Origin of the sequence: Nocardia sp. A7 (assembly GCF_046549215.1) — a bacterium.
In the GTDB taxonomy this organism is placed as follows: domain Bacteria; phylum Actinomycetota; class Actinomycetes; order Mycobacteriales; family Mycobacteriaceae; genus Nocardia.
In genome coordinates this window covers 63,128-88,935 of record NZ_JAJPWE010000006.1, presented here as the reverse complement: position 1 = coordinate 88,935, position 25,808 = coordinate 63,128, and the positions used below count along the sequence as shown (strand labels likewise).

Below are 25,808 nucleotides of genomic sequence, written 5' to 3'. Positions count from 1 at the left end.
CGAGCGGCTACCGTGCTGGAATGCCAGCCACCGCCAGGCCACCCCGCACCCTCGTGCTCGGTGGCGCCCGTTCCGGTAAGTCCGCCTTCGCCGAAGAGCTCCTGACCGAGGCGCCCGCGGTCCGCTACCTGGCCACCGCCGTCCTCGACCCCGCCGATCACGACTTCGCCGACCGGATCGCCGTCCACCGCGACCGGCGCCCCGCGCACTGGACGACCGTCGAGAACACCGAGCCCGCAACGGTTCTCGCCACCGTGGCCCCCGCGACGCTGCTCGACGACATCGGCACCTGGCTCACCGCGCGCCTCGACGCCCGTGCTGCCTGGGAAGCACCGCGCGGGACCGTCGCCCCCGATTGCGATGCGCTCGTCGCCGCCGTCGAGGCCTATCGCGAGCGACTGGTGATCGTATCGCCCGAGGTGGGGATGGGGGTTGTCCCGGCGACCCGTTCGGGGCGGCTGTTCCGTGACGAGATCGGCACGCTGAACCAGCATCTCGCGCGGGTGTGCGACGAGGCGTATCTCGTTGTGGCCGGGCTGCCGGTTCGGTTGAAATGAGGCGGGTCGGTCGGCGCCGCGCGCGGTGATCCGGGCAAGATGAGTGCCGAACACCCGACTTTCGAAAGGCTCGCCAGTGACTCACGGATTCGACCCGGTCGTGGCCCCGGACACGCAGGTACGTGTGGCGGCCGAGCGGCGTCAGGCGCAGCTCACGAAACCGGCCGGATCGTTGGGACGGCTCGAGGAACTCGGCAACTGGGTCGCTGCCTGCCAGGGCGTGTGCCCGCCCAAGCAGTTCGAACGCGCCCGCGTGGTGGTGTTCGCGGGCGATCACGGGGTGGCGAAGCACGGTGTTTCGGCGTATCCGAGCGAGGTCACCGCGCAGATGGTGGCCAACTTCCTCGCCGGTGGCGCAGCCGTGAACGCACTGGCCGCCGTGGCAGGCGCGACGGTGCGGGTCGTGGATATCGCCGTCGACGGCGACACCGACCCCTCGGTGTCCCAGCACAAGGTGCGCCGCGCGAGCGGTTCCATCGACCGCGAGGACGCCCTCACCGAAGCCGAGGTCACCGCCGCGCTGGCCGCGGGCCGCGCGATCGCCGACGAAGAGATCGATTCCGGCGCCGACCTGCTCATCGCCGGTGACATGGGCATCGGCAACACCACTCCCGCCACCATCTTGATCGCCATCCTCACCGGCACCGAACCCGTCAACGCCGTCGGCCGCGGCACCGGCGTCGACGATCAAGGCTGGATCCGCAAGGTCGCCGCCATCCGCGACGGCATGCGCCGCGCCCGCCCCGTCGCCACCGACCCCGTCGAGCTGCTCCGTGTCGCCACGGGCGCCGACTTCGCCGCCATGACCGGTTTCCTCGCCCAGGCCGCCATTCGCCGGACCCCGGTCCTGCTCGACGGCGTCGTCGTCACCGCCGCCGCCTTGGTCGCCGAAGACATCACCGCGGGTGCGAAAGCCTGGTGGCTGCCTGCCCACCGCTCCACCGAACCGGCCCACGACCTGGCCTTGAAGCACCTGCGCCTGACCCCGCTGATCGACCTCGACATGCGCCTCGGCGAAGGCTCCGGCGCCCTGACCGCCCTCCCGATCCTGCGCGCCGCTGTCGCTACTCTCGCCGAGATGTCGACCTTCGCCGACGCGGGCGTGAGCACCGCTGCCGAAGACTCGGACACCGTCGACCTGGTCAAGTGAGCGAATCGGACGCGGCCGAGTCGAGCCGACAGCGCAGCACCGAAGCTCACCCCGCTGCCCGGGATCGCGGTCCTTTCGCAGCGTCGGCCCACGTCGTCACATGCCGGACATCGGCATGAACGCGCTGCGGCTCGCGGTCTCCTGGCTGACGGTCATCCCCGTGTCAGGGCCCACGAAGGTGGATCGGGGTATCGCGGGCCACGCGATCACTCTCGCTCCCTTGATCGGCCTCGCTCTCGGGGCGGTAGCCGCAGGAGTTTCCTGGCTGCTGGTCAGCGCAGGACTGACCACCCTCCTTGCCGGTCTACTCACCGTCGGTCTGCTCGCTCTCCTCACCCGAGGTATGCACCTCGACGGCCTGGCCGACACCGTCGACGGGCTCGGTAGTTACGGTCCGCCGCAGCGCGCCCGCGAGATCATGAAGTCCGGTGGGGCAGGCCCGTTCGGCGTCGCCGCCCTCCTTTTCGCCATCGCCAGCCAATCGGTCGCCTTCGCGACACTGGCCGAACAGCAGCGCTGGGTCGCGATCCTCCTCGCGGTCGCCGCGGGCCGAGTCGCCGTCGTCCTGGCGTGCCGGACCGGCATCCCCGCCGCCCCCGACGCCGGTTTCGGCGCGTTGGTCGCGGGCACTCAGCCGCGCGCCATCGCACTGATCTGGCCCGCGCTCGCCGTCATCACCGCCGCCGTGGCCGTTCCAGACAACCTCTGGCTCGGCCCGGTTGTCGTGCTATCCGCCCTCGCGTCGACCGTCGCGATCACCCGCCACTGTGTCCGCCGTTTCGAAGGGCTTTCCGGCGATATTCTCGGCGCAGTGGTCGAAATCACGGTTTCGGTTGCCGCAGTAGGGTTCTCGCTGGCGTTATAGCCGAACGGGCAGTCACAGCAAACTCGGACTGGTCACAAGACCGACATGTCGAGGGTTGTGTGCTCGCACAGATCGTCCGGTCATCGGTACTCGGGTGCCGCTCCAGCACACCGGTGGCAATAAGGTGAGCGCATGTCATCCGAGCGCCTCTACTTCCGCCAGCTGCTGTCCGGTCGGGATTACGCCGTCGGCGATCCGATCGCGACGCAGATGCGCAATTTCGCGTATCTGATCGGCGATCGGGAGACCGGCGAGACCCTCCTGGTCGACCCCGCCTACCAGGCGGGCGACCTGGTCGACGTCGCGGCGGCCGACGGCATGCGCGTATCCGGGGTGCTCGCGACCCACCATCATCCCGACCATGTCGGCGGCACCATGCTCGGTTTCACCCTCGGTGGCGTGGCCGAACTGCTCGAGAAGACCAGCGTCGCCGTGCACGTCAACAAGCACGAACTGGACTGGGTGGCCCAGACCACCGGCATCGCCCCCAGCGAGCTGACCGGCCACGACCACGGCGACAAGGTGAAGGTCGGCGCCTTCGAGATCGAGTTACTCCACACGCCCGGCCACACCCCGGGCAGTCAGTGCTTCCTGTTCGACGGTCGCCTCATCTCCGGCGACACCCTGTTCGTCGACGGCTGCGGCCGCACCGACTTCCCCGGCGGCGACTCCGACGAGATGTTCCGCAGCCTGCGCAAACTCGCCGCCCTCGACGGCAACCCGGTCGTCTACCCCGGCCACTGGTACTCCGAAGCACCGAGCGGCGCACTGGCTTCCCTGCGCGACACCAACTACGTCCTGCGCCCGAAGTCGCTCGGCGAATGGCAGGCGCTGATGCCGGGCTGACAGCACAAGAGCGGGACCCGCGACGGGACCCGCTCTCGAATGCTGTTGTGGCGCTTACAGAGTGCGCATCCATTCGTGGGTGTCGGCGAAGGTACCGCGCTGGATGCCGGTCAATGTGTCGCGCAGCGCCATCGTCACCTCACCGGGTTCCCCACCGCCGATGGCGAATTCACCCTCGGCGGACTTCACCCAGCCGACCGGCGTGATCACCGCGGCCGTCCCACACGCGAACACCTCACTGATCTCGCCGGTTTCGGCACCCTTGCGCCATTCCGCCACCGAGATCTTGCGCTCCTGCACCGGGTAGCCGGAGTCGGCAGCCAGCGTGAGCAGCGAATCGCGGGTGATGCCGGGCAGTAGCGAACCCGACAGTTCCGGGGTCACCAGTCGCGCCTCGGAGCCGGTGCCGAACACGAAGAACAGGTTGTTGGTGCCCATCTCCTCGACGTAGCGTCGCTCGCAGGCGTCGAGCCAGACCACCTGGTCACAGCCCTCGTCGGTGGCCTGCGCCTGCGCGAGCAGCGACGACGCGTAGTTGCCCGCCACCTTCGCCTCACCGGTACCACCGGGAGCCGCCCGCACGTATTCGGTCGACAGCCACACCCGCACCGGCTTCACACCACGCGGGAAGTAGGCACCGGCGGGCGAGCCGAGCAGCAGGTACTTGTACGCCGAAGCGGGCTTCACACCGAGGCCCGCCTCGGTGGAGAACATGAACGGGCGCAGGTACAGCGAATCCTCGCCACCGGCCGCGGGCACCCAGTCGGCGTCGACGTCGAGCAGCTGGCGCACGGATTCGATGAACAGTTCCTCCGGCAGTTCCGCCATCGCCATGCGGGCGGCCGAGCGGCGGAACCGGGCGGCGTTGGCATCGATGCGGAAGGTCGCGATCTCGCCGTTCGGCTGGCGGTAGGCCTTGAGTCCTTCGAAGATCGCCTGACCGTAGTGGAAAACCATGGTCGCCGGGTCCATCGAGAGCGGGCCGTACGGTTCGACGCGTGCGTTGCCCCACTGGCCGTCGGCGTAGTCGATCGACACCATGTGATCGGTGAAGAACCGCCCGAAACCGGGGGTCGCCAGTACCTGGTCCCGCTGCTGCGCCGAGGTGGGCGCGGGGTGCGGAATACGGGTGAACTGAGCGGCGACTGTCATGGGGGCAATCCTATCCGGGCCGGTTTCTGGTACTGAAACTACTTGGTCTTGGTGTCGACGAACGGCGGCTTGACGACCGTCGCGCGCAGCTTGCGCCCACGCACGTCGACCTCCACCTCGTCGCCGGGTGCCAGCTTCGCGTCGGTGTCGAGCAGTGCCAGCGCGATGCCGACCTTGAGCGACGGGGAGAACGTCCCCGAGGTGGTCTCGCCGACCGGCTCGCCGTCGCGCAGCACGGTCTGACCCTGCCGCAGCACACCACGATCCAGCGCTTTGAGTCCCATCAGCGTACGGCGCGCGCCGTCGGCCCGCTCCTGCTCGAGCGCGGCCTTGCCCCAGAATTCCGGCTTCTTCCAGCCCACGGCCCAGCCGGTGCGGGCCTGGTTCGGGGTGATGTCGAGGGAGAGCTCGTGCCCGTGCAGCGGGTAGCCCATCTCGGTGCGCAGGGTGTCGCGGGCGCCGAGTCCGGCCGCCTGGCCGCCTGCCGCCTCGACCTGCGCGATCAGCGCGCGGAACACCGGCTCCGCGTCGGCCCACCGCGGCAGCAGCTCGTAGCCGTGCTCGCCGGTGTAGCCGGTCCGGCACACGCGCACCGGGCGGCCCTCCCACTCGGCGTCGGCGTAGGCCATGTACTCCATCTCGGTGGGCAGGCCGAGCGCGGTCAGTACCTCGGTGGCCTTGGGGCCCTGCACCGCGAACACCGCGTAATCGCGGTGCTGGTCGGTCACCGTGATGCCCGCGGGCGCCGCCTTCTGCAACTGCGCGACCACCGCTGCCGTGTTCGCCGCGTTCGGCACGAGGAACACCTCGTCGTCGCTGACGTAGTAGGCGATCAGGTCGTCGATCACGCCACCGTCTTCGGCACAGCACAGCGTGTACTGCGCCTTGCCCGGCCGGATCCGGCCCAGGTCATTGGTCAGCGCGGAGTTCACGAACGCCGCGGCACCCGGCCCCGCGACCGTCGCCTTGCCGAGGTGGCTCACGTCGAACAGCCCGACCGTGGTGCGCACCGCGGTGTGCTCGCCGACCGTGCCCCCGTACTGCACGGGCATCTCCCAGCCGCCGAACGGCGCGAAGGTGGCTCCGAGCTCGACATGAACAGCGTGGATGGGGCCCTCGAGCAGCGCGGTGTCGGTCATGGGCCGAGTTTATCGGTCCGTCGGCGGCGCCCGAATCTGCCACCTTGCCCCCGTAATTGGGGGGCGGTCCGGATGGTTCGAATTCGGTGTTCCGGTGCGAGGATCGTTCTCATGATCGTTCGCAGAATTGCCGCAGGCACCACGCTGGTCGCTGCCTGTCTGTTCATCGCCGCTCCCGTCGCGCAGGCCGATACCGGCGCCGGTGCGGGTTCCTCGCAGATCGACATCGGCTGCCTCCTCCAATCGCTGAGTGGCACACCCGCCACCGCGGACTGCGACCCGCCTTCCATCCCGACCCCGTAATCCCGCCCCCCGCAGGCGATGCCGCCTTTGCCATCGAGGGGTGCGCAGGTGGCATCGTCGGCACCGAAAGAGGCTGACCGCCAACAGCTGTAGGGTTCTCACTGTGAGTGAGTTGCCCCGAGCACGATTCGGCCACGTCGCCCGGCTCGACGACAGCATGAGCCGGGCAGTGTCGCGAATACCGGAATCATTCGTCGATCGCGGCATGCTGCGGTTGACCCGGTCGGCCAATACCGGCGGTCTCTGGCTGGCTGTCGCGGCGGCACTCGCGCTGAAACCGGGTCCCCCGCGACGAGCCGCTCTGCGCGGCGTCATCGCGCTGGGTGGCAGCAGTTTCCTGGTGAACCTCGTGCTCAAGACACTGATCCCGCGCCGTAGGCCACCCGCCGAACTGATGCCGATCGGCCGCAGGCTGGTCGCGGCCCCGGAGTCGTCGTCCTTCCCGTCCGGCCACAGCGCCAATGCAGCCGCCTTCGCCACGGCCGTCGCCCTGGAGAGCCCGCGCGCCGCGCTCGCCGTGGCCCCGGTCGCCGCCGCGGTCGCCTATTCGCGCATCCACACCGGCGCGCACTGGCCGTCCGACGTACTCGTCGGCGCCGGTGTAGGTACCGCCGTCGCGCTGACCACCCGCCGCTGGTGGCCGATCCGCGAATCCGACGAGGCCGACGCCCACGTCGTGCACGGCGCACCGATCCTCGCCGAGGGCAAAGGCCTTGTGCTACTGGTGAATCCGCGCTCGGGCGATTCCTCCTACGACCCCACCGCCGACATCGTCGAAACCCTGCCCGCGGCGACGCTGGTGCGCACCGAACCCGGCCGTGACGCCATCGAACTGCTGCAGGACGCCGTCGACGCCGCTGTCGGCACGGCGGCCCGCGACGCGAACGGGCGCGCCTCGGTCCTCGCGGTCGGTGCGGCAGGCGGCGACGGCACGATCGCCGCGGCCGCCGCCGTCGCGATCCGCAACAAGCTGCCCCTGGTCGTCATCCCCGCGGGCACGCTGAACCACTTCGCCCGCGACCTCGGCGTCTACGACCTGCGCGAAGTGGCCGACGCCACCGGCACCGGCGAAGCCGTCGAAGTCGACATCGCCGCCGTCGACTTCGACACTCCCGACGGGCCGTACACCCACCACTTGATCAACACCGCCAGCATCGGCGCCTATCCCGAACTGGTGCGCCTGCGCGAGCAGTGGGAGGACCGCTGGGGCAAGTGGCCCGCGTTCGCCGCCGCCCTCGTCGTCACCCTGCGTCGCGCCGAGCCGATCCACATCCGCCTCGACGACCGCTGGCACGACATGTGGTTCCTGTTCATCGGCAACGGCCCCTACCATCCGCACGGCGCCATCCCCGCCTTCCGCTCCCGCCTCGACGAGGGCCTGCTCGACGTGCGCTGGCTCCGCGCCGACGTCCGTTTCTCGCGCACCCGCGCAGTCATCGCTCTGATGCTCGCCGCCATCGGCCACAGCCGCGTCTACGGCGAACGCCAGATGCACGAACTCACCGTCACCTCCAAAGCCCCCGTCTCGGTGGCCGCTGACGGCGAAGTAGTAGGCATCTCAACCACTTTCCGCTTCTCCGTGGCAGGCCGAATCCCGGTCTACCGCCGCGACGAAGACAATCCCCGCTGGGAAAATCGCCCCCGCCCCCACCACCGCCGTCCCCTGGCCTGGCTCACCGACCGCCGCCGCTGACTTTCTCACAAACCCGTCTCACCTCGATCACCATCGCCCACAACAGCCTTGCGCACCGGGCCGCGGGTACCGAGGATGGACAGATGAGCTCGCCGGACGGGGGACGTCCGATCACCGCAACCGAAGCCGCCCGCCGCTGGGACCCGTGGACTCCGAGCGTGGTGGCCGCCCGCCTCGCGACCTGTCCCGCACCGTGGGCCGTCGCGGGTGGCTGGGCCCTCGATCTGTTCGCCGGCGCGATCTCCCGCGCACACGATGACATCGAAATCACGGTCCCCCGAGCAGATTTCCCGCAGATCGCCCACGCTTTCCCCGAATACGAATGGGACGTCGTCGGCGACGGCAAGCTCTGGCCCTACGATCGGGCCGGAAGCCGCCCCGAACTGCACCAGACCTGGCTCCGAGACCCTTTCACCGGCGCATTTCACCTCGACGTCTTCCGCGAGCCGCACGACGGCGATACCTGGATCTGTCGCCGCGACCCCACCATCACCCTTCCGTACACCGAACTCATCCGAACCACCACCAACGGCATCCCCTACCTGATTCCCGAAGTCGTCCTGCTGTTCAAGGCAAAAGCCAACCGTCCCAAGGACGACGCCGACTTCCGCCGCGTCGCCCCCCTGCTCCCCGAGCACCGGCTGGCCCGCCTGCACGCCTGGCTGACTCAACTCCACCCCGACCACCCATGGTCGACACAGATCTGCGCGCCCGTCATCGGCTCATCACCCACGGAATAGGTCCGACGAACTCAGTCGGCCATCCGACACCAATCTCTGCGGTAATCAGCCCAATCCTGTGGTGTCGCAGCGAAATCCACATACATGGCCACGCCGAAGTTCGCTCGGCCCACGTCGGCTTCGGTCAGGCCGAGGCGAATTCCCCGCACGGCGGCGGCCACCGTCTCGGCAGCACCGTGATGACCCGGGTCGTCGGCCCAGAAGGCGGGCGCGCCCATCAACAGATCGACACTGTCGGGTGTCACCTCGGCGGCCAACTCGGTCTGCTGCGCCACATACCCGCTGTACAGCGCTCGGGTAGGCATCGCCGTGTCATAGGACATCACCGCCACCTGATCGGCGCGACGAGCCACCTCCGCGAAATAGTCCTGGCTCCACCACTTTCCGTGATCGGCCACCGCCAACCCCACCGAATGCAATCCGGGCAACGGATCGATCACCGGCGCCGACACCGAAAGCGGCACGTGCGCCGCGGAAGTCACGGCCCGGGTCGCGTCGAGCAGCGCGAGAAATCCCGGCGACCCTGATCGAATGGGTTCGAGGTCGTAATGCACCCCATCGAAGCCATAATCGAGCACCCGCCGCGCCGACGCCACCACCCGGTCGCGTGACGCCGCCGATTCCACATCCAGACCATCGAATTCGGGCTGCACGATATCGCCCAGCCACGATTGCACCCGAATCCCCGGTAATCGCGCGTGCACCGCATCGACGAACCATCGCGCACGCGGCGCCAGGTCGTCGCGCAGACTCCCGTCGTGCTCCAACGGCCCCGTGTGCACGTACAGATCCCGCACTCCGGTACCCGCCAGCAACCCCGCCAGCCCGTCGATATCGGCGTCGGTCCTACGCCCGTCTACCCAGGCGTGTCCGAGCCAGACCGCGTCCTCACCCCTGGTCCGCGCCTGCTCCGACTGCTCGCCGACGTTGTACACCAGCAACGCCGTGACCACCCCGACCACCGGCAGCGACACCACGACGACCAGCACGAGCGCGATCACCGCACCCCGCGCCCACCACGACCACGCCCGCCATTTCCCCCGCATGAATCCCCTTCTTCGAAGAATCCCGATACTACCGGCTGGTACCGACAAGTAGATTTCCGGCAAATCGCCCACCCATGAAACACTGTGCGCCGCTACATAATTGATCGGAGCACAATGAAATACGTCGTCACCCTCGGTTCCGCTGCCATCGCGGCCTTCGCGATCGCGATCGCGACCCCGGCCGTGGCAGGAGCGCAGTCGTCGGACTGCCACGACTCCTACACCCCCTGCCTGCCCATCGTCAGCGACGTCGACTGCGAAGGTGGCAGCGGCAACGGGCCGGTCTACACCGGGCGCGTCAAGGTGATCGGGCCCGATGACTACGGCCTCGACCGTGACGGGGACGGCATCGGCTGCGAGTGAACAGCACGAAGGGCGTGCGATGGATGACATCGCACGCCCTTCGTGGTCAACGCTCAGCGGTTGCCTTCGGGCCCCCAGCCCTGATCGCCGGGCTTGCCCAGATCGGGACCGTCGGGGTTTCCTTGACCGCCCTGGCCCGGGTAACCCGGCCCACCGTAGCCCTGTCCACCTTCGGGACCGCCATGGCCAGGACCGTAACCGGGCCCGCCGTAGCCCTGTCCACCTTCCGGACCGCCGTAGCCCGGCTGACCGCCGTACCCCGGCTGACCACCGTATCCGGGCTGACCGCCGTACCCCGGCTGTCCACCGAATCCCTCTGCGGGACCACCGTATTGCTGCGGGTACCCGGGATCGGCGGTGGCCGCGGCACCGACCACCGGACCACCGACGATCACTCGGTAGGCGTAGGTGGAGGCGATGATCGACACCGGGATCGTGACCAGCAGCCCGAGCCCGCACAGCAGCGCACCGACGATATTGATGCCGAACAGCGCCAGCGCCAGCAACAGCAGCGGCCCGGCATTACTCGAGATCGCCGAGAAGCTCGACTTGATCGCGGTGATCGCGTCCTGATCGCGGTCGAGCACGAAGTTCATCGTGAACCAGGTGAAGAACGCGATGATGATGCCCGGCAGGATGCACAGAACGAAGCCGATGCCGGTGGCGATACCGACGAGGAAGCACGCCAGGATCACCGCTCCCAAATTGGTGAATTTGAAGAAGTCACCGAATCCCGGTTTGCGACCGTCGGTTTCGTGGAGGGAACCGCGCACGAGTGCCGCCGAGATCAGATACCCGACCACCGTGCTCACCACACTGCCGATAAAGCCCCAGACGCTGAATCCGAAGCTCACACCGCCGTCGGCGTCGGAGGTGACACTGCTCGACGATCCGAACACGAAACTGATCGCGATCTGGATCAGCGCGGCGAGCACGATGACGCTGATCCACACCAGGGCGTTGTTCTTGAACTTTTCCCAGCCGTAGCCGAGGGCGTCACCGACGCCGAGTTGTGGCCCCGGCACGGGATATCCGGGTTGTTGCTGTCCATACGTCATTCGAATCGCGTCCCCTCATCGTCTGCGGCGACCGCGGCCACCGTCGTGAGTTATTTCGATTCGACGTCACTGCGCACACGCCGACACTGCCGATCATGGCATATCGGCAGTGCGGCGGACGGAGTACGAAACAGTTAGCCGCTGATGGTGTCGCGCTTGGGGAGTTTCCAGCCGGGGCGCGGAAAATGGCAGGTGTAGCCATCGGGGTAGCGAATCAGGTAATCCTGGTGCTCGGGCTCGGCGTCCCAGAATGCGCTCGCCGGGGTCACCTCGGTGACGACCTTGCCCGGCCAGAGTCCGGAGGCGTCCACATCGGCGATGGTGTCGATGGCGATTCGGCGCTGTTCGTCGTCGAGGTAGAAGATCGCCGAACGGTAGCTGTCGCCGAGATCGTTGCCCTGGCGATCCTTGGTGGTCGGATCGTGGATCTGGAACAGGAACTCGAGCAGCGCGCGGTAGTCGGTCTGCGCCGGGTCGTATTCGATCTCGACGGCCTCGGCGTGGCCGGGATGATTGCGGTAGGTCGGATTGTCGTTGGTCCCGCCGGTGTAGCCGACCCTGGTGGCCAGCACGCCGGGCTGACGACGGATCAGATCCTGCATGCCCCAGAAGCATCCACCGGCCAGAATCGCCTTACGGGTGTCGGTCACGCGTCCTCCTTCATTTGGGCTCTACGGTCGCAGAGATCGGCCACAACCGCTTCTATGGAACACCGGTGTGAGCCGCGAAATTCCCGTCAGTATTGTTGCCGCCCGAGCGTTACCTCAGCAATATCCCCGTGCACTTTCATGTCCGGCAAGGAAGCAGGAGGAAGACGGCGCGATGCCACGGTTTGTCATTTCCCAGTGTTTGGCGATCGGATTGGCGACAACAGCTCTGATGGGGGCCGCGGTGAGCACCGCGTGGGCGCACCCCGGCGCCGACGACTCGATCGCGCAGGACGCGGCGCCCTGCGAAGAAGTACGACAGGCACGCCAGCACGACCATGGCGTGCCCGGCGCCACCCCGGCGGCGGCGGGCCAGATCGACGCGGTGCTGATCACCGCGAAGAACCGCACGCCGATCGCGGGCGGAAAGGTCGTTCTCACCGGCATCGACGCGTGCGGCGACAACGTTCACCGGCACATGTCCACCGGCGCCAACGGACAGGTGAGTTTCCGCGGACTACAGCCCGGCCGCTACCAGCTCACCGCCTACCGCAACGACGCGGCGGCGCGGGCGGTGACCAAGGCCGATGTCGACCTGTCGACGCCGACGATCAAAACGATCCAGTTCACCGTCGGTGCCGAGGACTGATCCGGTGGGCCGGGCGTAGCTGCCCGGCCCGAAACCTGTTGACGCCCAGCACGGTCGCGGGTCCCGTGATAGAACTCACCCCAGAGTGAAAAGGGGTGGTTTCCGCATGGAACCGACAGCCGAACAGCGGGCCGCGCTGGGCATGATCTGCGATACGTTTCTCCCCGGCGATGGGCTCGAATTGCCCGCGGCGACCGACCTCGGCGCGGTCGACACGATTTTCCGAATCCTTGGGCGCAATCCTCGCGAGGCCGAGCAGAAGCAGCTGGCAATGCTGTTGGGACTGTGGGATTCTCGCGCTTTCGGCCTGCTCACCGGCAGCGGCTTGCGCCGCTTCTCCACGCTCTCCCAGGAACGACGTGAGGCCGCCCTGCTGCGCCTGGGCGACTCCGGCCTCGCCCCGGTCCGCGCGATCTTCCAGGCGCTCAAGCAGGCTTCGCTGCTCGCCTACAACGTGAGCCCCGGTCCCACCGGGACGAATCCGCTGTGGACCGCGATCGGCTACCCGGCACCGGTCGGTCGCCTCGCGACCGCCCCGAAGCCGCCGCTGTCGCCACTGCGGTACACCGAATCCACCGCGCTGGACTGCGATGTCGTGGTGGTCGGCTCCGGCGCCGGTGGGGGTGCCGCGGCCGCGGCACTGGCCGAAGCAGGCCTCGACGTGATCGTGCTGGAACGCGGAAACTACTACGACGACCAGGATTTCGGCACCGGCGAACTCGACGCGCTGACCAGCCTGTACTCCCCCGGCCCCGCCGCATCGGCCGAAGGCCAGATCACCCTCGTCGCCGGCAGCTGCCTCGGCGGCGGCACCGTGGTGAACTGGAGCACCTCGCTGCCGACACCCGACAACGTCCGCGCCGAATGGGCCGAGACCGGCGTCACGCAGTTCGCCGAGGACGAGTTCAGCGACGCGCTGGCCGCCGTCGGGAAACGGATCGGTGTCACCGACGGCAAGTCGCCACTCTCGGCACGCGACGGCATTCTCGAACGCGGCGCGCGGGCACTCGGCTGGGACGTGGATACCCTGCCGCGCAATGTCAGCGACGCCTGCGATGCCGGAATCGAGTGTGGCCGTTGCGGTTACGGCTGCCGTCTCGGCGCCAAGCAGTCGGCGACCAAGACCTGGCTCGCCGATGCGGCCGAGCACGGCGCCCGCCTGGTGGTCGACGCCGACGCTCGCGCGATTACCGTGAAATCCGGTCGGGCCGAATCGGTTTCGGCGGTCACCGCCGACGGGGTGGAGATCACCGTGCGCGCGAAGGCGGTCGTGGTCGCCGCGGGCGCGATTCAGACGCCGGCGCTGCTGCGACGATCCGGGCTGCGCAACAAGAACATCGGGCAGCATCTGCGCCTGCATCCGGCCGCTGCGGTTTTCGGCGTTTTCGAAGACGAGATCCGCCCGTGGGAAGGCGCGTTGCAGGGGCGCATCAGCAGACACCACGCGAATCTGGACGGCAACGGCTACGGCGTGATCTACGAGACCGGCCCGGTCCACCCCGGCCTGGCCACCGGCTTCATGAGCTGGCGTGGCGCAGCGCGACATCGCGACACGATGCTCGATTTCGCGCGCACGAGCTCCATCGGGATCATCACCCGTGACCGCGACCCCGGCACCGTCTCGATCGACAAATCCGGCGAACCGGTGGTCAAATACCAGCTGTCGGACTACGACGCCAACCACCTGCACACCGGCATCGTCGGCGCCGCCTCCATCCTGGAAGCCGCAGGCGCGCAACAGATCTACTCCGGTCACCAGGCGGGCATCTCCTTCGAACCCGGCACCCGCGGCTCACTCGCCGAATTCGGCGCTGCCTGCAAGTCGGCGGGTTACGGCCCCGGCCGCTGCTCGATGGGCGCCCTGCACATCATGGGCTCGGCCCGGATGGGCGGCTCGCCCGATGTCTCGGCCACCAACCCCGATGGCGCCACCTGGGACGTCCCCAACATCGTGGTCGCCGATGGCTCCACGTTCCCCACCGCCCCTGGCGTCAACCCGATGGTCACCATCGAGGCCATCGGCTACATGAACGCGAAACGGCTGGCCGCCAGGCTGGCCTAGGACCGTTTGATCCCGGCGAGCACCGCCCGTAGGACGTTCAGGTCCGGGGCGGTGCTCAGCTGGTTGATGGGCGCGCTGGCGCGGAGTCTGCCCTCGTCGATGAGGTCGCCGATGAGGACCTTCGTCGAGGTCAGGGGCAGGTGCAGGTGGGCGGAGACCTCCGCGACCGACAGCGGGGTGCGACACAGGCCGACGATCGCGTCGTATTCCGGCGCGAGCAGCCGTGAGCGGGCACCGAAGCCCGCGTCGACTAGCAGGGTGGTCAAATCGAGGTCGAGTCGCTGCGCCTTGGCGCGCCCGCCGGTGACGGCGAACAGGCGCACCAGCGGGCCCGCCTCGTCCTCGTACCAGTGTTCGCGCTCGTCGCTCATGGTCGCGGCGAGACGGCGGGGAACTGGCCGGAGATCGCCGACTCGGGGTCGGCTGCCTCGGCCAGCGCTGTCGGGATCAGCACCACGACCCGGACGCCACCGTAGACGGACTCCGACAGCCGCACCGCGATGCCGTGCCTGCCCGCCAGCGTGGCGACCACGAACAGGCCGAGCCGCGAAGTGCCCGACAGCGCGGCGACGCTGAAGTCGGGCGGATCGGCCAGCATCGCGTTGCGCTCGGCCGTGTCGGCCTCCGACATGCCAAGACCTTGGTCGGTGATCTCCACCGCGACACCACGGCCGACCACGATCCCGGACACCACGACGTGGGTTTCGGGCGGGGAGAAAGCGGTCGCGTTGTCCATGAGTTCGGCGAGCAGGTGGATCACGTCGGCGACGGCGTGCCCGGCGATCCGTACCTGCGGCATCTGCTTGGCGTCGATCCTGGTGTAGTCCAGGCTTTCCGCGATCGCGGCACGCACCAGGTCGAACAGCGGGACCGGGTGGCGCCACCGGCGGCCCGGCTGTTTGCCGCCGAGGATGATGAGGTTCTCGGCATTGCGCCGGGCGCGGGTGGCCAGGTGGTCGAGCTGGAAGAGCAGGTCGAGCTGATCGGCGTTGCTCTCGTCGCGTTCGGCGCGGTCGAGCAGGGCGAGCTGGCGGTGCACCACCACCTGGCTGCGGTGCGCGATATCGACGAAGACGGTGCTGATTCCCGCCTTGGTCTGCGCCTCGGCGACGGCGGCCGACATCGCGACGATGTGCGCGCGGTTGAACGCCTCGGCGACCTGGCCCACTTCGTCGGTGCCGAAGTCCAGTCGCGAGCCCTCCGCCGTGGCGTCGACGGTCTCCCCCGTCGCGACTCGGCGCATCACCTCCGGCAGCCGCTCATCGGCCAGTTCGAGGGTGTCGTGGCGCAGTCGGCGCATCCGCGCGATGAACCGGTTCGCCATCAACAGCGCGACGACGAAGGCAGTCACCGCGGCGAGCGCGACCAGTGCGCCACCGAGCAGCGCGGTGCGGGTGTCGCGTTCGCCCTGTTCCCTGGCGGTCACGTGCGCGTCCCCGCTCTGGTCTTCCCAGAGTTTCTGCAGGGCAGAGCCGACGTGGCGCGAGGCGTCCTGCCAGTCCGTCAGGCTGACCGGCAGGTCGGTCTCGGTGTCGTTCCCGGAGACCGGTCCGCGCAACAGCATCGCGTCCTGCATCGCGATCACCTGCTGCCATTGCGGACTCGCGGTGATCTCCGAAAGCTGTGCCAGGCGGCGACCTTTCAATACTGTTGCGGAATACGCTGTCTCACCACGGAATTCACCGACCCGGCGACCGAATTCGATGACCTGCGCCGCACTCATCTCACCCTTGGTCAACGCGACGGAACCGAGAGTGTCGGCTTGCGACAGCGCCTCGGCCGCACGCAATTGGTCGACGGCATAACCTAATTCGATGCCGACCTTCGCGTCCGGCGCGACCCGCGCGGCCAGCATCGACGCGGCGATAATGGTGCCGATCACCCCGGTGTAGATCGCGAACACCTCGTCGACGGAAATCCGCGTGATCTCCACACCCGCGCGCACGGTCGGCACCATGGCGAAGAGTTCGTTGTACCGCTCGATGTCCTCGCGGGAACCGTCGGGATTCAGCGCGCGAGCGGCGTCACCTTTCGCGATCACCGCGGCGAGCGCCTCATCGGCGCGTTGCTTGGCGGTGACCAGCGCGGGCGCCGACGACATGTCACCGGCCAGGCGCAGCAGCGACAGCCTGCGTTCCTCCTGGAATGCCGACACCATCAGAATCGCGGGAGTGGTGGTACTGCTGGCAAGGTCCGCCCATTCGGTGGATTCCCTGGCGGTGTTCACCAGGTGAACAGCGCCGCCACCACCTACTACCAGCAGCATGATGCTGGAGATGACCACCATCGACAGCAATCGGATTCGCACACTGATCCGGCCACGAACGCCGGTACGCCTGAGCTTCAAATCTGGATCTTTCCACTCCCCGGAACGCCCCGGCGCTCCGCTACGTGCCGGTGCCGTAAATGAACATCCGTCACGTTTATCTCGCGGTGAGAGTAGCGGACTGCCCGACCCTGCGCGCGATCTCACCGATTGCCCGAAACATTGTGCGTATCAGGCAAACTCGTAGCGTCCGGCGGATTGATCGAATGGAGCGTCGGTCGGATGTGTATCGAACACGTAATATGGTCGGTACATAAGAGGATCCGCCTGGGCAGGGCGGGTCCGAGTTCACGGAAAGGGCGGAGATGGAGAAGGCGACGCGCTCGGTCGAGTTCGAGACCATGCTCCTCGGCCGCCACAGTCTGCGATCGCGCCGTGGGCACGACGCCATGGACCGCAGCGCCTACATCCTGCTGAGTCGGCTGCGGATGGGCGGACTGATGTCCATCGGACAACTCAGCGACGCGCTGGGTTTGGACGCTTCGACGCTCAATCGGCAGACCGCCGCCATGATGCGGACGGGAGTGGTGGAGCGGATTCCGGATCCCGAGGGCGGGATGGCGCGCAAGTTCCGGGTCTCCGCCGAGGGCGAGCGCCGCCTGGATGCCGAGCGGACCACGATCGTCGACGCACTGGATTCCATCCTCGCGGACTGGTCGGCCGAGGATGTCGCCGCGTTCGTCGAATACCTGCGACGTTTCAACACCGACATCGAGCGCCGGTCGGGCGAGTCCTGGCCCCGGCCACTCGCGGCCGTGCCCACCGATCACTAGCCGCACTGCGACCGATATCACGATCACTCGCGCAGTTGGCATGCCTATTAATGTGTACTATACACATGAGTTGCAATATGCATATTGTGTGTTCTGTACATAAGGTTTGTTTGTCGGATAGGAGCGGGTAGTGGGGAATTCAGATAGGGCGGCGCGACCGGGAGTGGTCGTGGGCGTGCTCGCCTTCGGCGGTACGGTTGCCGCGATCACGCAGACGGCCGTGGTGCCGATCATCGGTGAACTTCCCGGGCTGCTCCACACCAGCGCCGCCAACGCCTCCTGGGTCATCACGGTGACGCTGCTCGTCGGCGCGGTGTTCACCCCGGTGGCGGGCAAGCTCGGCGACCTGTACGGCAAGCACCGCATGCTGCTGGTCTCCGGTGCGTTTCTGATCGTGGGCGCTGCCGTCGCGGCCATGTCGTCCTCGCTGGTACCCATGCTGATCGGACGCGGCATCCAGGGCATGGGAGTCGGGTTGATCCCCTTGGGAATCAGCCTGATGCGCGATGTGCTGCCACCGGCTCGACTGGGTTCCTCGATCGCGCTCATGAGCGCGTCACTCGGTGTCGGTGGCGCGCTCGGCCTGCCGGTGTCGGCCGCTGTCGCGCAGTATTCGAGCTGGCGGGTGCTGTTCTGGGGCACGGCGGCGCTGAGCGCGCTGATCATGGTACTCATCGCGACCCTGGTTCCGGCCGAGTCCAAGCGCGGTGACGCGGGTGGACGGTTCGATGTCGTCGGCGCGGTCGGACTCGGTGCCGGCCTGGTGTTCCTGCTCCTGCCGGTGTCGAAGGGCTCGGGTTGGGGCTGGACCAGCACCACGACGCTCGGACTGTTCGCCGCCTCGGCGGTGACTCTGGTCGCCTGGGCATGGTGGGAGCTGCGGGCGTCCGACCCGCTCGTCGATCTGCGCACCACGGCGAAACCACAGGTACTGCTGACCAATGCCACCTCTGTGCTGGTCGGTTTCGCCCTGTACGGCCAGGCGCTGATCGTGCCGCAGTTGATGCAGTTGCCTGCGGCCACCGGCCACGGCATGGGACAGACCATGCTGGCGATGGGGCTGTGGATGGCTCCCGGCGGCCTGGTGATGATGCTGGTGTCGCCACTGGGCGCGAAACTGTCGGCCCTGCGCGGACCCAAGATCACCCTCGCGCTCGGGTCGCTGATCATCGCGATCGGCTATGGCTCTTCGGTCGTGCTGATGGGTTCGACCTGGGGTCTGATGACCATGGTCTGCATCACCAATATCGGTGTCGGCCTGGCCTACGGCGCGATGCCCGCCCTGATCATGGGCGCGGTTCCGCTGTCGGAGACCGCATCGGCCAACAGCATCAATACGCTGATGCGCTCGCTCGGTACGTCGGTGTCGGCCGCTGTCGTCGGTGTGGTGCTGGCCAATCTGACGACCGACTTCGCCGGACGTACGGTGCCCTCGGAGACCGGTTTCCATGTCGGGCTCCTGATCGGCGCCGGGGTGGCGCTCGTGGCGGCCGTGCTGGCGCTGGCCATCCCGCGCCGACCGGCCGAGACCACCGATTTCGATGCCGAACTCGCGACGCTGTCGCCGGAGGTGGCCAAAGCCTGACGAACACCCGTGCGCGCGGATCGCTCAGTGCGTCGCGCGCACGCGGTGTTGCGACAGATGGCTCAGCACCGCCTGATTCGCCTCCCACCCGTCGGGGAACTTCACCGGGACGCCGAGATGGACCGGGTCGGCGGAGGGGTGGGCGTCGAGGAGTTCGGGGATGCCCGCGCGGCCGACGAGGATGCAGGCGTGGCGGTGTCGAGACGCGAGCACGCACAGTCGGCCCGCTTCCAGATGGAACGCGCTGGCGTCGCGGCGGCCCGAGAGTGGGTGCAGTACCAGGGTGACGTCGTACTCGCGGCCTTGGAGCCGGTTGGCGGTGTCGACGGTGACGGGTTCGGCGCAGGTGCCGCGCAGGGCGGTGCGGATGGCGTCGGCCTGGTCGCGGTGGGCGGTGCCGATCGCGACCCGATCGGTGGTCACCGGGTGGCTGCCGGATTCGGAGTGGGCGGTGGCGCCGCGTTCGACCAGCCGGGCGGCGATCGCGGCGATCGCGGCCACGGCCTCACGGTCGGTGCGCAGCGTGTGGCGGGCGGGCAATTCGTACCAGCCCCAACCGGATTCGGCCGCCTCTTCCAGCACCTCGTCGATCGGACCGCCCATGCCGCGCGTCGTGAAATCCATGCGCCGGTCACCGAATCCGGTGCCGGACTGGAATTCGGTGAAGGGGTAGAACGCTTTCGACACCACCGGCGCCGCGGTGGCGGGCAGCCGCCAGGACACGGGCAGGCGGTGGGTGGGGATGTTGTCGTTGTTGGCCAGCATCACGCTGACAGCACTCATCGTCGGGTCCCAGGTGAGTCCGGCCCAGCGCGCGGTTTCGACGGTCGCGAACGGATCGAGCTGCCCGGGATCGCCGACGAACAGGCCACGATCGAACCGATTCGCGATGCGCAACAACATGTCCGAGCGCATCTGGTAGGCCTCGTCGATGATCGCGTGCGACCAGCTGCCCTCGGTGATGGTCGCCCATTTGGCCGCGGTGCCGATGACGATGGTGCGGTCGGCGAGATCGCCCGGCTGCTTGGCGACGCGAACATTGCCGTGCCGGTCCACGCGGTCGCTCACGACGTAGGCGGCGCTGGAGAGCCGTCCGATCCGGAGCTCGGGGTCGGCGACGGCCAGGCGGTCGATGAGGTCGTCGACCTGTTCGTTGGTCTGGGCGACGATCATCCGCTGATCGCCGTCCTCGGCGAGCTGGCGGGCCGCGCGGACGACGAGGGTGGATTTGCCCGCTCCGGGTGGTGAGTCGACGACGATCGCGCGATGGCTGTCGTCGCGCAGGTCGGTGAGAATCCCTGCGACGGCCTGGTCCGGGGTGGTCACTGGAGTTCTTCCCCCTCGTCGTCGGTCGGCGGCGTCCATTCCGGCGGCGGACCACCGTGGGTCCACGGAGTCTCTTCGCGCGCGGGCAGATTCAGCATGCCGTTGAACGGTGTCGGTTTGAAGCGGGCGAATCCGAGGTCGTCGCCTTCTTCGGGCACACTGCCCGGCTCGGCGACGAGTTTGCGTCCCATCCCGCCGGACAGTTCGAGAACCATGCTGTCGCCGTCGATGTCGACGACCACCCCGGTCTGCTTGGGCCGTTCGACGCACGTCAGTTCCTCACCGATCACCGCGACGAAGGGATCGGTGGTGCGAATGTGGATGTGCGGGCGCAGTTTCGGACGCGAACCCGAACGGTCGAGGCGTTCCGGTTCACTGTGCACGACGGTGCCACGGAAAGCGGCGCCGCTGACGCGATGTTCGAGCATGAGCAGCGGATCATCGAAAGCACACTGCGCCTGCAGTGCTTCGAGTGCCCGTTCGCGCTCCAGCAGCCTGCGCACCGCGGGAACGGCGGAATCGCGACGGGCTTGCGGAATACCCTCCGCCACATCGGCGGCGAAGCGGGAGAACGCACCGCGATCATCGGTCCACCGGTTCTCGACGCTGGCGCCTTCCGGCAGTGCGCTCAGCAGCTCGATCGAGCGCCACATCAGCTGCCAGGTGGGTTCGAGCTGACTACGCAACGAGCGCTCCAGCCGTTCGGCCGCGACAGATCTCGCGGATTCGTCGAGCGCGGCGTTGTAGGCGGCGATCAACGGCGCCAGTTCCTCGTTGTCGAATCCGGGATCGGTGGCCGGGCCAGCGGGCGGCGACAGCAGCGGATCTTCGGCCAGGGCAGCGGCTTCCGCGCCGGTCAACCCGGCGGGCGGATCGATCCAGCCGAGCAGCGCGGTGAGATTGCCGTCTTCGAGAGCGGACTGACCGGATGCCCAGTGCGCGGCGAGCACCGACGTCATCGCGGGCAGCACCGCCGACCCGGGATGTTCGGCCCGATCACCGAACCAGGTGAGCCACCGCCCGAGCAGCGGAATCGACTCCGGCACAGGGTTGTCACCGTCCACCCGATGAAATCGCACCGAACGTCCCAGCAGTTTCAGGAAATTCACGCCGCCGGGATTGGGCGTCCACATCTGCGGTGCGTCCAGGCACCGGGTGTAGGTTTCGCCCGCCTTGCTGGTGAGCTCCTCCGTGTCGACGAGAAATGTCGAAAGATAAGGCAGCACAACATCAGCCAGCTGTTCGATGAAACGCAGCCGCAGCACCCGGTCGCGCGGCTGCGGCACGGTCAAGACGTTCTGGTCGCCGGGCGAGGTACCGATCATGATCGCCACCGGCGCCGCCGCCTCCCCCGCCAGCCGCAACGGCACCGCGACCAGTGGCCGCTCGGCCAGGTGCAGGTGGCGTACCGCCGCGGTCGCCTGCGCGCGACCCGCCCGCACGGCCTCGGCCTTGGCCAGGGCCGCCAGCACGCTCATCCGGCGATCTCCCACCGCAGCCGGTGCGCGGTCCGCAGCATGGCGGTGATGTCGGCGTGCTCGGCGCCGGGTTCCAGTGTCCCGTCGGCCAGGCCCAAGACCGTGTGAATATTGTCGATGCCGCCGACCACATCGCACACCCCGCGGCCGAGCGCATCGACCGAACCGCAGGTGCGGGCCTCGTCGCGGCAGGCGAACGCCAGCTCGCAACTCGACATGCACTCCGGCGCGTAGCGAGCCGGGATGGCGGCGATCGTCTTCTCGAGGTTCTCCCCCGGCGCGAAGGTGGCCTCGGGCGGCAGCAAATCAAGCAGGTCGGGAATCGCGGTGAGCCTGGTCAATTGACGCGAGACCACCGCGAGCTGTTTACGCAGATCGACCAGTTCGGCGGTCGGGCGGTTCGAGAAGTCCTTCGCGCAGACCAGAATCACATTGTGCGACACGATCTCCGGTGACTCGCCGATCTCGGCCATCAACTCGCGCAAGGCGATCACGTACACCGCCGACTGCCGCGCGGCCGCAGCCACCTGTGCCGGATCGGCCTGCCCGTCGATCACCGGGAAGGCCTTGACCTCCACCACATGGAATTTGCCGTCCAACTGCACGGCCACCACGTCGGGTTCGAGATAGGCAGTCGCTCCGGCGATATCGAGTCGCAGCATGGGGTGATCGAACAATGTGCCGTCGCCCGCCGCGATGGTGCTCTTCAACAATTGCCTGGTGCGTTGATAGCGCACCGCGTTGCCGGTGTTCTCCCCCACCGAATTCAGGTCGTGGTAGGCGACTTCGGGAATCGTGAAGCCCAGCTTGTCGCGCAACAGGGCGAGCAGTTCCGCACAACCGTTCGCCTTCACCATCGCCTCGAAGGCATTGCCGCGGGTGATGGCGAATTGGGACTGACCGAATTGCGGTGGGAATCCCAGCGATTGGGCGATCACGGTTTTGTCCACCGCGGCCGCGTCGAGCAGGGCGCGGCGGGCACATCCGGGATTGGCCGTCAGCGCGGCGATGGTGCGGGCATTGTGCCTGGTCGCGGGGAGTTCGCCGCGCAACTTGTCCAACTGTGCTGCGAGAGTGCTCATTTCACCTCGATTCGTCGCCGATCGGCTACGCCGAGCCGAACACCGAATAGTTGTGCGGCCGGATCCGCCAGCTGATCCGCCGCCCGACGCGCGGCCGACGCACGCTGGGACGCGTCCTCGTCTTCGTGCACCGCGAGCTCACGCCGCGCGGCCTCGATCACCTGCACCGGGTCGAGCGAATCCGGGGCACTCGAGATCCCCGGAATCGACACGGCGAGCCGCCACAGTACGCGCAACCCCGACGTTTCGCCCGCAGGCTGCGCCGAAAGATGTTCGGCCAGGCGAATAGCCGAAACCAGCAGCCCCACCCGCGGACTCAACGGGCCGACCATCCGCCGTTCCAGCGGCCACGAACTCACCGCCATCAATCCCCTCGCGGGCGCGAGCAGATCCGTGGTGAGTGCCGCGCAGAGGTAGTACGGGCGCGCGTACGGCGCCGATCGGAAGGAACGTTCCTCGTCGCGGCGCAGACTCGTCAGCCGGGCGGGCAGCAGCTCCCCCGAAAAGAACGCCTCATGCGTAGCGAGCACCAATTTCGGCGACGACGGCACCGACAACAGGGTCAACGCACGATGGACGTGTTCGCGCACCGGCACCCCGGGTGCCTCCGACGTCTCCTCCGGAATCGACCCGAGAACCGCCGCGTCCCACGCGGTCTCGGCCTTGCGCAATGCGGCGCGCAATTGCCGGGCACCGGCCCGATCCCCACCCGCGGCCGCTCGCCGCACCTCGGCCCGCAAATCGGAGATGCGCACCTCCAGCTCCTCGGCCGAGTCCGTCACGAGACGGAGCGTATCCACAGCTACCAGTATTGTCCAGTAATTCCCAGTATTTCCGGGACGGCCGAACGGGAGCGCCGCACACCCGCACAGCCGGACTCGTGATGCGAGCCCCGATAGCGACCGAATAACCTGGGGCAATGACCGCAGTCGCAGATCGTTCCCTCGGACCAGAATTGGCGCGCACCGAATCCATCGCCCCCGACACCGACGTGCTGGTGATCGGGTTGACGTCGTCGGAGAACGGCCCCGCCATCGCCCCCGCCGACCTGTTCGGCGACGTGCTCACCGCCGAGGTCCGCGCGCAACTGCTGGACGCTCTCGGCGCGGTCGGCGCCAAGGGCAAGCCCGAGGAACTGACCAGGGTGCCCGCGCCGTCCGCGCTGACCGACGTCACCAGCGTGCTCGCCGTCGGGCTCGGCGCGGCCGAGAAGGTCGACGCCGAACAGGTGCGGCGCAGCGCCGGTGTCGCCGGGCGCGCACTCAGCGGCACCGAACTCGTTGCCACCACCCTGTCCGGCATCGATCTGGGTGCGGCGGCCGAAGGTTTCTACCTCGGCGCGTACACCTTCTCCACGTTCAAGTCCAAGAGCGCGCCCAAGCCGGACGAGCGTCCGGTGGTCCGGCTCGAATTGCTGGTTCCCGAACCGGAATTCGGCACCCTGGAATTGTTGCGTGCACAGCTGGTCGCCGAAGCGATCGCCACCGCGCGCGACTTCGTGAACACCCCGCCGAGCGCGCTGTACCCGGCCGAGTTCGCCGACCGGGCCCGCGTGCTCGCCGAAGCGGCCGGCCTCGAGGTCGAGGTGCTCGACGAGGATGCCCTCGCCGCAGCCGGTTACGGCGGGATCATCGGCGTCGGCCAGGGTTCCTCGCGCCCGCCGCGCCTGGTCCGGATCACCTACGCGGGCGGTCCGAAGAAGATCGCGCTCGTCGGCAAGGGCATCACCTTCGACACCGGCGGCATCTCGATCAAGCCCGCGGCCAACATGGAGAACATGACCTCCGACATGGCGGGCGCCGCGGCGGTCATCGCGACCGTGCTGCTGGCCGGGCGCCTCGGCCTGCCGGTCACCGTCACCGCGACCGTCCCGATGGCCGAGAACATGCCCTCGGCTACCGCGCAGCGCCCCGGCGATGTGCTCACCCAGTACGGCGGCACCACCGTCGAGGTCATCAACACCGACGCCGAGGGCAGGCTCATCCTGGCCGACGCGATCGTGCGCGCGGTCGAGGACGAGCCCGACTACCTGATCGACGTCGCCACGCTCACCGGCGCGCAGATGGTCGCGCTCGGCACCCGCACGCCGGGCGTGATGGGCACCGACGAATTCCGCGACCGCGTCGCCGCGATCTCGCGTTCGGTCGGTGAGAACGGCTGGGCCATGCCGCTGCCCGCCGAACTGCGCGCCGACCTCAGCTCCAAGGTCGCCGACCTGGCCAATGTCGCACCGCACCGGTGGGGCGGCATGCTCTCGGCCGCGCTGTTCCTCAAGGACTTCGTGCCCGAGGGCGTGCAATGGGCCCACCTGGACGTCGCAGGTCCGGCCTACAACACCGGTGGCCCGTTCGGCTACATCGGCAAGGGTGGCACCGGTGTTCCGGTGCGCACGCTGATCACCGTGATCGAGGAGATCGGCGCGGAGTAGTCACTCCTCGAGCTCGGCTTCGCGGGCCCGCCGCTGCTCGATGCGGCGGCGGGCATCGAAGTCGCGCATGCGTTGCGGATAGCCGGTGCGGTTGACGTCGTAGACCGGAACCTTCAACACTGCGGCCAACCGCCGCGCGCCCTTCTCACCGACGATGCGACGGGTCCATTCGCCATCCGCGGCCACCAACACCGCTGTGACATCGGTCACAGTCGTTTTGGGCTCTACGAAAGCTTCGACGCCGCGGCGCGTGCGCGCCCAGTCTGCCAGCGCGCTCACCTCCGACGCGCTCTCGCGGGCGCCTGACCTGCTCGCACCGCGCCCACCACGGAAACGATCCAGCAAACCCATTCGGCTCGACCTCCTACATTCCGGCGGAAATCTGCTCACCGCCGTACATTCCATGGTGCCAGCTTCGCCCGGATCGCCGCCCTGCGCTACACCGGCGGCGAGCGAGTGCAAGGATGGTTGCCGGAACAAGAACCAACGTTTCCCGGGTGCTCCGCCGAGACCGGCGGGGTGGACGAAAGCCGCGACCCG

The 25,808-nt window shown here is 68.2% G+C and carries 25 protein-coding genes; 13 read left to right on the top strand and 12 right to left on the bottom strand.

The features are described from left to right. The first annotated feature begins 20 nt into the window (after nucleotides 1–20). From cobU to ACLJPD_RS29265, 4 genes are all read left to right on the top strand, one after another. Entirely contained in the window at nucleotides 21–557 is a 537-nt protein-coding gene (gene cobU / locus ACLJPD_RS29280) for a bifunctional adenosylcobinamide kinase/adenosylcobinamide-phosphate guanylyltransferase (RefSeq protein WP_410876435.1), read from the top strand. Nucleotides 558–633: 76 nt separating this feature from the next. After that, nucleotides 634–1,707: a nicotinate-nucleotide--dimethylbenzimidazole phosphoribosyltransferase gene (gene cobT, locus ACLJPD_RS29275; RefSeq protein ID WP_410876434.1), complete on the top strand. Its 1,074-nt coding sequence runs from the start codon at nucleotides 634–636 to the stop codon at nucleotides 1,705–1,707. Nucleotides 1,708–1,822: 115 nt separating this feature from the next. After that, nucleotides 1,823–2,572 carry an adenosylcobinamide-GDP ribazoletransferase gene (locus ACLJPD_RS29270; protein ID WP_410876552.1) on the top strand — a complete coding sequence of 250 codons (750 nt, stop codon included), beginning with the start codon at nucleotides 1,823–1,825 and terminating at the stop codon, nucleotides 2,570–2,572. A 132-nt stretch (nucleotides 2,573–2,704) separates the two neighbouring features. After that, the gene (locus ACLJPD_RS29265; RefSeq protein ID WP_410876433.1) at nucleotides 2,705–3,418 is read left to right on the top strand and encodes an MBL fold metallo-hydrolase; all 714 of its coding nucleotides are present in this window, start codon (nucleotides 2,705–2,707) and stop codon (nucleotides 3,416–3,418) included. Nucleotides 3,419–3,472: 54 nt separating this feature from the next. Here the strand turns inward: ACLJPD_RS29265 and ACLJPD_RS29260 are convergent, their stop codons facing one another. Next, complete coding sequence (locus ACLJPD_RS29260; RefSeq protein ID WP_410876432.1) at nucleotides 3,473–4,570, bottom strand: branched-chain amino acid aminotransferase; 1,098 nt, start codon at nucleotides 4,568–4,570, stop codon at nucleotides 3,473–3,475. A gap of 38 nt (nucleotides 4,571–4,608) precedes the next feature. Further along, nucleotides 4,609–5,709, bottom strand: coding sequence for a glycine cleavage system aminomethyltransferase GcvT (gene gcvT / locus ACLJPD_RS29255; protein WP_410876431.1), 1,101 nt, complete (start codon nucleotides 5,707–5,709; stop codon nucleotides 4,609–4,611). A gap of 111 nt (nucleotides 5,710–5,820) precedes the next feature. Here gcvT and ACLJPD_RS29250 point away from each other — a divergent pair, with 111 nt between their 5' ends. The 3 genes from ACLJPD_RS29250 to ACLJPD_RS29240 all read left to right on the top strand — a co-directional run bounded on the left by ACLJPD_RS29250 (nucleotide 5,821) and on the right by ACLJPD_RS29240 (nucleotide 8,445). Then, nucleotides 5,821–6,012: a hypothetical protein gene (locus ACLJPD_RS29250; protein WP_410876430.1), complete on the top strand. Its 192-nt coding sequence runs from the start codon at nucleotides 5,821–5,823 to the stop codon at nucleotides 6,010–6,012. Nucleotides 6,013–6,115: 103 nt separating this feature from the next. Next, on the top strand, nucleotides 6,116–7,705 hold the full coding sequence (locus ACLJPD_RS29245) for a bifunctional phosphatase PAP2/diacylglycerol kinase family protein (RefSeq protein WP_410876429.1): 1,590 nt from the start codon (nucleotides 6,116–6,118) through the stop codon (nucleotides 7,703–7,705). An 83-nt stretch (nucleotides 7,706–7,788) separates the two neighbouring features. Further along, entirely contained in the window at nucleotides 7,789–8,445 is a 657-nt protein-coding gene (locus ACLJPD_RS29240; RefSeq protein WP_410876428.1) for a nucleotidyltransferase domain-containing protein, read from the top strand. Between the two features lie 11 nt (nucleotides 8,446–8,456). On the opposite strand, the gene ACLJPD_RS29235 is transcribed toward ACLJPD_RS29240, so the two are convergent. After that, the gene (locus tag ACLJPD_RS29235; RefSeq protein WP_410876427.1) at nucleotides 8,457–9,491 is read right to left on the bottom strand and encodes a hypothetical protein; all 1,035 of its coding nucleotides are present in this window, start codon (nucleotides 9,489–9,491) and stop codon (nucleotides 8,457–8,459) included. A 114-nt stretch (nucleotides 9,492–9,605) separates the two neighbouring features. On the opposite strand from ACLJPD_RS29235, the gene ACLJPD_RS29230 reads away from it, so the two are divergent. After that, nucleotides 9,606–9,854, top strand: coding sequence for a hypothetical protein (locus ACLJPD_RS29230; protein ID WP_410876426.1), 249 nt, complete (start codon nucleotides 9,606–9,608; stop codon nucleotides 9,852–9,854). A 53-nt stretch (nucleotides 9,855–9,907) separates the two neighbouring features. Here the strand turns inward: ACLJPD_RS29230 and ACLJPD_RS29225 are convergent, their stop codons facing one another. Both ACLJPD_RS29225 and msrA read right to left on the bottom strand, forming a co-directional pair. Continuing rightward, complete coding sequence (locus ACLJPD_RS29225) at nucleotides 9,908–10,912, bottom strand: hypothetical protein (protein ID WP_410876425.1); 1,005 nt, start codon at nucleotides 10,910–10,912, stop codon at nucleotides 9,908–9,910. A 134-nt stretch (nucleotides 10,913–11,046) separates the two neighbouring features. Beyond that, nucleotides 11,047–11,562, bottom strand: a complete 516-nt coding sequence (msrA, locus tag ACLJPD_RS29220) for a peptide-methionine (S)-S-oxide reductase MsrA (protein ID WP_410876424.1) — start codon at nucleotides 11,560–11,562, stop codon at nucleotides 11,047–11,049. Between the two features lie 172 nt (nucleotides 11,563–11,734). On the opposite strand from msrA, the gene ACLJPD_RS29215 reads away from it, so the two are divergent. After that, a complete protein-coding gene (locus tag ACLJPD_RS29215) occupies nucleotides 11,735–12,208 on the top strand; it encodes a carboxypeptidase-like regulatory domain-containing protein (RefSeq protein WP_410876423.1) in 474 nt (157 codons plus the stop codon). Between the two features lie 106 nt (nucleotides 12,209–12,314). Beyond that, complete coding sequence (locus ACLJPD_RS29210; RefSeq protein ID WP_410876422.1) at nucleotides 12,315–14,270, top strand: GMC family oxidoreductase; 1,956 nt, start codon at nucleotides 12,315–12,317, stop codon at nucleotides 14,268–14,270. Here ACLJPD_RS29210 and ACLJPD_RS29205 read toward each other — a convergent pair. Together ACLJPD_RS29205 and ACLJPD_RS29200 are read right to left on the bottom strand one after the other, a co-directional pair. Continuing rightward, nucleotides 14,267–14,641 carry a DUF742 domain-containing protein gene (locus ACLJPD_RS29205; RefSeq protein ID WP_410876421.1) on the bottom strand — a complete coding sequence of 125 codons (375 nt, stop codon included), beginning with the start codon at nucleotides 14,639–14,641 and terminating at the stop codon, nucleotides 14,267–14,269. The genes ACLJPD_RS29210 and ACLJPD_RS29205 overlap by 4 nt on opposite strands. After that, nucleotides 14,638–16,617: a nitrate- and nitrite sensing domain-containing protein gene (locus ACLJPD_RS29200; protein ID WP_410876420.1), complete on the bottom strand. Its 1,980-nt coding sequence runs from the start codon at nucleotides 16,615–16,617 to the stop codon at nucleotides 14,638–14,640. Before ACLJPD_RS29200 ends, ACLJPD_RS29205 begins: the two co-directional genes overlap by 4 nt. Before the next feature lie 284 nt (nucleotides 16,618–16,901). On the opposite strand from ACLJPD_RS29200, the gene ACLJPD_RS29195 reads away from it, so the two are divergent. Both ACLJPD_RS29195 and ACLJPD_RS29190 read left to right on the top strand, forming a co-directional pair. Beyond that, complete coding sequence (locus ACLJPD_RS29195; protein ID WP_410876419.1) at nucleotides 16,902–17,369, top strand: MarR family winged helix-turn-helix transcriptional regulator; 468 nt, start codon at nucleotides 16,902–16,904, stop codon at nucleotides 17,367–17,369. Nucleotides 17,370–17,499: 130 nt separating this feature from the next. Further along, nucleotides 17,500–18,954, top strand: a complete 1,455-nt coding sequence (locus ACLJPD_RS29190; RefSeq protein ID WP_410876418.1) for an MFS transporter — start codon at nucleotides 17,500–17,502, stop codon at nucleotides 18,952–18,954. Nucleotides 18,955–18,978: 24 nt separating this feature from the next. On the opposite strand, the gene ACLJPD_RS29185 is transcribed toward ACLJPD_RS29190, so the two are convergent. Genes ACLJPD_RS29185 through ACLJPD_RS29170 form a run of 4 tightly spaced genes read right to left on the bottom strand, consistent with a single transcriptional unit; the run spans nucleotide 18,979 to nucleotide 23,622 of the window. Further along, nucleotides 18,979–20,280 carry an AAA domain-containing protein gene (locus ACLJPD_RS29185; RefSeq protein WP_410876417.1) on the bottom strand — a complete coding sequence of 434 codons (1,302 nt, stop codon included), beginning with the start codon at nucleotides 20,278–20,280 and terminating at the stop codon, nucleotides 18,979–18,981. Beyond that, nucleotides 20,277–21,758: a hypothetical protein gene (locus tag ACLJPD_RS29180; RefSeq protein ID WP_410876416.1), complete on the bottom strand. Its 1,482-nt coding sequence runs from the start codon at nucleotides 21,756–21,758 to the stop codon at nucleotides 20,277–20,279. Before ACLJPD_RS29180 ends, ACLJPD_RS29185 begins: the two co-directional genes overlap by 4 nt. Continuing rightward, a complete protein-coding gene (locus tag ACLJPD_RS29175; protein ID WP_410876415.1) occupies nucleotides 21,755–22,840 on the bottom strand; it encodes a hypothetical protein in 1,086 nt (361 codons plus the stop codon). The genes ACLJPD_RS29180 and ACLJPD_RS29175 overlap by 4 nt, the downstream gene beginning before the upstream one ends. Continuing rightward, nucleotides 22,837–23,622, bottom strand: coding sequence for a hypothetical protein (locus ACLJPD_RS29170; protein WP_410876414.1), 786 nt, complete (start codon nucleotides 23,620–23,622; stop codon nucleotides 22,837–22,839). Before ACLJPD_RS29170 ends, ACLJPD_RS29175 begins: the two co-directional genes overlap by 4 nt. A gap of 137 nt (nucleotides 23,623–23,759) precedes the next feature. Between ACLJPD_RS29170 and ACLJPD_RS29165 the strand changes: the two genes are divergently transcribed. Then, the gene (locus ACLJPD_RS29165) at nucleotides 23,760–25,268 is read left to right on the top strand and encodes a leucyl aminopeptidase (protein ID WP_410876413.1); all 1,509 of its coding nucleotides are present in this window, start codon (nucleotides 23,760–23,762) and stop codon (nucleotides 25,266–25,268) included. On the opposite strand, the gene ACLJPD_RS29160 is transcribed toward ACLJPD_RS29165, so the two are convergent. Next, on the bottom strand, nucleotides 25,269–25,619 hold the full coding sequence (locus tag ACLJPD_RS29160) for an oxidoreductase (RefSeq protein ID WP_410876412.1): 351 nt from the start codon (nucleotides 25,617–25,619) through the stop codon (nucleotides 25,269–25,271). Nucleotides 25,620–25,808 lie beyond the last annotated feature (189 nt).

Coding starts and splice junctions, on each gene's coding strand:
- ACLJPD_RS29165 (WP_410876413.1), top strand. CDS start 23,760: ATGACCGCAGTCGCAGATCGTTCCCTCGGACCAGAATTGGCGCGCACC.
- ACLJPD_RS29215 (WP_410876423.1), top strand. CDS start 11,735: ATGCCACGGTTTGTCATTTCCCAGTGTTTGGCGATCGGATTGGCGACA.
- cobU (WP_410876435.1), top strand. CDS start 21: ATGCCAGCCACCGCCAGGCCACCCCGCACCCTCGTGCTCGGTGGCGCC.
- gcvT (WP_410876431.1), bottom strand. CDS start 5,709: ATGACCGACACCGCGCTGCTCGAGGGCCCCATCCACGCTGTTCATGTC.
- ACLJPD_RS29270 (WP_410876552.1), top strand. CDS start 1,823: ATGAACGCGCTGCGGCTCGCGGTCTCCTGGCTGACGGTCATCCCCGTG.
- ACLJPD_RS29265 (WP_410876433.1), top strand. CDS start 2,705: ATGTCATCCGAGCGCCTCTACTTCCGCCAGCTGCTGTCCGGTCGGGAT.
- ACLJPD_RS29235 (WP_410876427.1), bottom strand. CDS start 9,491: ATGCGGGGGAAATGGCGGGCGTGGTCGTGGTGGGCGCGGGGTGCGGTG.
- ACLJPD_RS29260 (WP_410876432.1), bottom strand. CDS start 4,570: ATGACAGTCGCCGCTCAGTTCACCCGTATTCCGCACCCCGCGCCCACC.
- ACLJPD_RS29205 (WP_410876421.1), bottom strand. CDS start 14,641: ATGAGCGACGAGCGCGAACACTGGTACGAGGACGAGGCGGGCCCGCTG.
- ACLJPD_RS29180 (WP_410876416.1), bottom strand. CDS start 21,758: ATGAGCGTGCTGGCGGCCCTGGCCAAGGCCGAGGCCGTGCGGGCGGGT.
- ACLJPD_RS29240 (WP_410876428.1), top strand. CDS start 7,789: ATGAGCTCGCCGGACGGGGGACGTCCGATCACCGCAACCGAAGCCGCC.
- ACLJPD_RS29175 (WP_410876415.1), bottom strand. CDS start 22,840: ATGAGCACTCTCGCAGCACAGTTGGACAAGTTGCGCGGCGAACTCCCC.
- ACLJPD_RS29230 (WP_410876426.1), top strand. CDS start 9,606: ATGAAATACGTCGTCACCCTCGGTTCCGCTGCCATCGCGGCCTTCGCG.
- ACLJPD_RS29210 (WP_410876422.1), top strand. CDS start 12,315: ATGGAACCGACAGCCGAACAGCGGGCCGCGCTGGGCATGATCTGCGAT.
- ACLJPD_RS29250 (WP_410876430.1), top strand. CDS start 5,821: ATGATCGTTCGCAGAATTGCCGCAGGCACCACGCTGGTCGCTGCCTGT.
- ACLJPD_RS29195 (WP_410876419.1), top strand. CDS start 16,902: ATGGAGAAGGCGACGCGCTCGGTCGAGTTCGAGACCATGCTCCTCGGC.
- ACLJPD_RS29225 (WP_410876425.1), bottom strand. CDS start 10,912: ATGACGTATGGACAGCAACAACCCGGATATCCCGTGCCGGGGCCACAA.
- ACLJPD_RS29160 (WP_410876412.1), bottom strand. CDS start 25,619: ATGGGTTTGCTGGATCGTTTCCGTGGTGGGCGCGGTGCGAGCAGGTCA.